The sequence below is a fragment of the Eudoraea sp. genome (genome assembly GCF_049665975.1).
Taxonomy (GTDB): domain Bacteria; phylum Bacteroidota; class Bacteroidia; order Flavobacteriales; family Flavobacteriaceae; genus Eudoraea.
This window is the reverse complement of the sequence record NZ_JBATGR010000480.1, coordinates 1-4,195: the sequence shown is the minus strand read 5'-3', so window position 1 is coordinate 4,195 and position 4,195 is coordinate 1. Positions and strand designations below refer to the sequence as shown.

The 4,195-nt window shown below is 34.8% G+C and carries 5 protein-coding genes; 4 read left to right on the top strand and 1 reads right to left on the bottom strand.

Annotated features, from left to right (window positions below; genetic code table 11):
• The first annotated feature begins 57 nt into the window (after window positions 1-57).
• The 3 genes from WBN20_RS15475 to WBN20_RS15465 all read left to right on the top strand — a co-directional run bounded on the left by WBN20_RS15475 (window position 58) and on the right by WBN20_RS15465 (window position 2,774).
• Window positions 58-1,092, top strand: a complete 1,035-nt coding sequence (locus WBN20_RS15475; RefSeq protein WP_424282334.1) for a COX15/CtaA family protein — start codon at window positions 58-60, stop codon at window positions 1,090-1,092.
• Window positions 1,093-1,120: 28 nt separating this feature from the next.
• A complete protein-coding gene (locus WBN20_RS15470) occupies window positions 1,121-1,615 on the top strand; it encodes an IS1096 element passenger TnpR family protein (RefSeq protein WP_424282333.1) in 495 nt (164 codons plus the stop codon).
• 100 nt (window positions 1,616-1,715) lie between these two features.
• Window positions 1,716-2,774 carry a nucleoid-associated protein gene (locus WBN20_RS15465; RefSeq protein ID WP_424282332.1) on the top strand — a complete coding sequence of 353 codons (1,059 nt, stop codon included), beginning with the start codon at window positions 1,716-1,718 and terminating at the stop codon, window positions 2,772-2,774.
• A 3-nt stretch (window positions 2,775-2,777) separates the two neighbouring features.
• On the opposite strand, the gene WBN20_RS15460 is transcribed toward WBN20_RS15465, so the two are convergent.
• Window positions 2,778-3,863, bottom strand: coding sequence for a hypothetical protein (locus WBN20_RS15460; RefSeq protein WP_424282331.1), 1,086 nt, complete (start codon window positions 3,861-3,863; stop codon window positions 2,778-2,780).
• Between the two features lie 88 nt (window positions 3,864-3,951).
• Between WBN20_RS15460 and WBN20_RS15455 the strand changes: the two genes are divergently transcribed.
• Window positions 3,952-4,195, top strand: a 244-nt coding sequence (locus WBN20_RS15455) for an ATP-binding cassette domain-containing protein (protein WP_424282330.1), incomplete at its 3' end; no start/stop codon positions are given.

The window sequence follows — 4,195 nt, the reverse complement described above, 5'->3', positions numbered from 1 at the left end:
AAATAAGCCAGAAGTTGAATAAAAGAATAGTAATTTTGCGCTGAAATTTAAGCTTCTATGCAAAAGAATTTTAGAAATATTGCCAAAGTTTCATTGGTACTGGTGTATATGGTAATCATAGCAGGAGCAGTGGTTCGTATGACAGGAAGTGGAATGGGTTGTCCAGATTGGCCCAAGTGTTTTGGCTATTATATACCTCCCACAGATATTTCTCAATTACAATGGCAACCTGAATTTTATTATAATGAAGGACAGGTGATTATCAGAGAAGAATCTCTATGGGTAGCTAAAGCCGATTTCACCACTGCGCGTAATTATGACAAAGTTAATTGGGATAAGTATGAAAGACATGATTATGCCGTTTTTAATGCACTTCATACATGGATCGAATTTATTAATCGCCTTTTTGGAGCCCTTGCCGGTATCGCTACACTTTTTTTAGCCCTTGCGTCGATTTCATTTTGGCAAAAGGATAAAAAAGTTACATTGATTTCCTGGCTTGTTGTCTTTGGCATGGGCTTTCAGGCATGGTTGGGCGCAACAGTTGTTTACTCCGTTCTTGAACCAGTGAAAATAACTATGCATATGGTTATGGCCCTTTTCATTGTAGCATTGCTGGTCTATCTCATTTATAAAACAGATTCCAGTTCTAAAAATGGCAAATATGATAAAAAGGTAACATTAACTTTATGGATTGCATTAGGTCTTACCCTAATACAAATTGTTTTAGGAACACAAGTAAGACAATTCGTAGACCATCAAATAGATTTATTAGGGGAAAATGCCAAAGATATTTGGCTTGCTAATCCTTCAATACAATTTTATATCCATCGTTCTTTTTCAATTTTGGTAGTACTAATTAATCTCTACTTAGCATATTCCATATCTCAAAAGAGGCTGGGGTATTCAAAAATCAATTGGGTTTTAGGTCTTCTTTTAATTGAAGTAATTACCGGTATTGTAATGTATTATTTTGATTTCCCTTTTGCAAGTCAACCATTGCATTTGATATTGGCAGCCTTTTTATTTGGGATACAATTCTATTTGGTTTTGGAAGCCACAAAAGGAATAAGAAGTCAGAAATCTTTGTAACTTTGCCCCTACCCATAAATTAGAGTTAATGATCTATAAAATCAGGATAATCCTGGATACTCAAGAAGACATCTTTAGGGATATAGAAATAGAACACCATGTTACACTTGAAGATTTTCACAATACTATTACTCAGGCCTTTGGTTTTTTAGGCAATGAGATGGCTTCATTTTACACCTGTGATGAGCTGTGGAACCAGGATGAAGAAATACCCCTTTTTGATACCAGAGATAATGGATCTAATGTTCGCTTGATGAACGAGATTTCAATGGAGAACATACTAACTGAACAAACTCCCAAGCTTATTTATGTCTATGATTTTTTAAGTATGTGGACATTTTTTGTTGAATTGGCGGATGTAGTTGAAAAAGAAGATGGACGTACCTATCCTAATGTTTTATTCAGCTTTGGCGAATTGCCTGAAGCTCCCCCGGAAAAGAAATTCGAATCGGAACCATCCTTTGATTTTGATGAGCCTCTGGAAAACTATGACGATATGGATTTTGATGAAAATTGGAATTGATATCCTTTGACTTAAAAAAAAGCAGATGTTTATTAAATAGCTGCCTTATCTCCACCTCTAAATATTGAACAAACTAAAAGACTAATCCCCAATAAAGACTATGATCAATCTCTATGCCACCCAAATTCAAGGCGTATCGCTGCACCGTATCGGAAATAAAAGTAAAGCAGAACCAGTGTTCCTTTCTAAAGAACCTTTTATCCCTGACGATGAGACAAATGGTTTATTAAAGGAGTACTTCCTAAAGCCCTTTCGAGAAAAAGAGGAAAATTATTATCATCTTACACATGAGATTGATGTGGAATTTAATGAAGTGTATAAGCTTGTTTCTGAAATTTTTGAAAAGCCGGAACGGTCTCATGAGGTATCTGTAAATCTGACTAAGCATTTATATGATCAATCTAATCATCCTCATATAAAAAGTGGTGAGATATATATTACCTACCTGACTGATATACTGCTCGATAATGAGAAAACTGATGCGATCGGGATCTTTAAAAGCGAAATAAAACAGGATTTTTTACAATTCTCAGAAAATGGAACTAATCTCGATTTAATTGTTCAACAAGGAATCAATATCAATAAATTGGATAAAGGATGCCTGATATTCAATACAAATAAATCTGAAGGCTATAAGGTATTATCTATTGATAGTAATAGGTATGATACTAAATATTGGTTAGAGAGTTTTCTAGGAGTAGATGCCCTGGCAGATGATAATTTTTACACAAAAAACTATCTTAAATTTTGTCAAAATTTTGCAAAAGACGTCGTCTTGCCTGCAGAAGACAAAAAGCAGGAAGTAATGTTCATGAACAGAGCTGTAAACCATTTTGCAAAGAATGACGCTTTTGAAGAAAATAATTTCCTGAATGAAGTAATGGAGAATCCGGATTTGATCCCTGAATTTAAGCATTATAAAACAGAGAAAGGCCCAAAATACAGTATTGAAGATGTTTCCAGTTTTGATATTGCGAATAAAGCTGTGTCCGATACCCGTAAAAAAATAAAAAATATTATTCAGCTTGACACTAATATTCAAATAAAAATGGATTTTATAAATCCTGAATCAGCAGAAAAATTTGTGGAAAAGGGATGGGATGAAGAGCGGCAAATGTATTATTACCTCATATACTTTAATAAGGAGCAGAAAACATAAGTTTTATGGGATTTTGATCTTTTTCTCAATTATCTGCTTCATACTCACATCCTGGTAATTTCGTTTTACAAAATCGAGTGCCAGGTCCAGTAGTTGTCCCATAGTCTTGCATTTCTTAAAGTTAACATCTAATGTAAGTTCATAAATCTGCTTGCTCAGCAGTTCAATGTTTTCGGGCAGTGAAATGTTATCAGCTTTACAAATATTTACCAATCGGTTAATTCTATCTCCGGAACTGATAATCCTCTTGGCCACAATAGAGCGCTCTTCGATCTTATATTGATCTACCGAATCATTTTGTAGTTTGTTTTGAACCATTTGAACCATTATGTAGTTTTCTTTAAAAAACTGTGGTCGGTATACTTTAAGATTACCTTCAAAGCTTTGCTGGTCAAAATCAATAGCCCTTATTTTGTAAACTACATGGTCAAAATCATGCATAGGGACAATTACATAATTATAGGATCTCATATCCCCTAAAAGCCTGATCATACACCGCTCATTAAATTTCACAAACTCCTTTGCAAGCTGAGCCTTCTCAGATTCTGTGCAGTTAGGCAACATGTCTTTAATAAATACATCCCCGGGAATACCTGCAATATGCTCCTCTATCAGGGTATCCCTATGTACAAGAAAATTTAAGTGATAAGGCGATAACATATGCTCCAATTCCAGGCCGTAAATTCGGGATGCATCTGTTTTTTTGATATAGAAATACAAAAAATTATCATTCAGAATATTCCTGACTTTGATGCGGAAGGGCTTAGAATTACCAAAAGTGCAATAATCTACGGCATCAATATTTAAATATTGGAAAATCCTGTCACTACCATCGGAATGCAAAATAGAGTATACCTGTTTCAGACTTTCGTCAATCTCAAGTCTTTCAGAATCAGAATAATAAACTCTGACCCATAGGGTATCATTCCCATCATCATCATACACTACAACCGACCCCGCAAAACGCAATAGGTCTTCATAAAAAATTGGAATCTCAATTTTTCTGTTATACTGGTCCAAATAGGAATCCAATTTGGGACTTACTGGATAGGCGGGTTTCTTCTTCGACATTAATCGCTCTCCGGACATACGCTAAATTTTATTTTTATTGCTTTTGTAACAAAATAACGATTTCTTCGTCAAGTATACTAAACACAACCCAAAAACTCCATCTAATTTGGAAACGATTCTAACAGTAAGTAATCTAACAAAGAAATTCGGCTATCTTACCGCAGTTCAGGATTTATCTTTTTCTATTGAAAAAGGCAATGTTTATGGTATTCTGGGACCTAACGGAAGTGGAAAATCAACTACCCTCGGAATCGTTTTAAATGTGGTCAATAGTACAAACGGAAGTTTTTCCTGGTTTAATGGAAATACCTCAACCCATGAGGCGTTAAAAAAAGTGGGCGCAATAATAG

What these genes read in the sequence shown, in the direction of transcription:
- WBN20_RS15475 (WP_424282334.1), top strand. Translation starts at nt 58, where the DNA reads ATGCAAAAGAATTTTAGAAATATTGCCAAAGTTTCATTGGTACTGGTG.
- WBN20_RS15470 (WP_424282333.1), top strand. Translation starts at nt 1,121, where the DNA reads ATGATCTATAAAATCAGGATAATCCTGGATACTCAAGAAGACATCTTT.
- WBN20_RS15465 (WP_424282332.1), top strand. Translation starts at nt 1,716, where the DNA reads ATGATCAATCTCTATGCCACCCAAATTCAAGGCGTATCGCTGCACCGT.
- WBN20_RS15460 (WP_424282331.1), bottom strand. Translation starts at nt 3,863, where the DNA reads ATGTCCGGAGAGCGATTAATGTCGAAGAAGAAACCCGCCTATCCAGTA.